The 504-nt window shown below is 59.3% G+C and carries 1 pseudogene; it reads right to left on the bottom strand.

Annotated elements, in window-relative coordinates:
- Positions 1–504 (bottom strand): annotated as a pseudogene (locus ACTHUR_RS18795) (MFS transporter); the annotation flags it as partial.

Below are 504 nucleotides of genomic sequence, written 5' to 3'. Positions count from 1 at the left end.
ACCGGCAGCAGCAGCGTGTAGCTCAGGCTCAGAGCGACGATTTGCGCGGGCGGCAGCCAAGAGCCGACACGTGCGAGCGTGTCGATGGCAGTCATGGACGCTAAAAGCGGCAGTTGCAGCGCGTAGAGTAGGAACACGAGTTTGCGGCGCGGATAATTGCGCAAAAACCAGCCCGACAGCGGCGTCACAATCAGGCAGGCAACAGGAATACCTACCGCCAAAATTCCGCCCGTCTGTTTCGGAGTGAAGCCCAAATCCGCCAGCTTGGGCACAAAGGTTGCCGCCATAAACGCATACGGTGCGGCAACGGCAAACAGCAAAACCAGCCACCGCCAGCCCGTTTCAGGTTGCTGCCAAAAAGAAACCAGCCGTGCTGCCAACGCCGTCCAACTGCCTTGCGCAGTCGGACTTTCCGGCTCGCGGTAGTACAAGAGTTGCAGCAGCATCAGCAGGCTGAACGCAAGCATAAAGCCCGCTGCCGCCATCTGCCCGTATTCCTGATAC

The organism is Neisseria sp. P0021.S007 (assembly GCF_051956855.1).
Note: the sequence above shows the minus strand (reverse complement) of the source record. Positions and strands in the feature narration are given on the sequence as shown.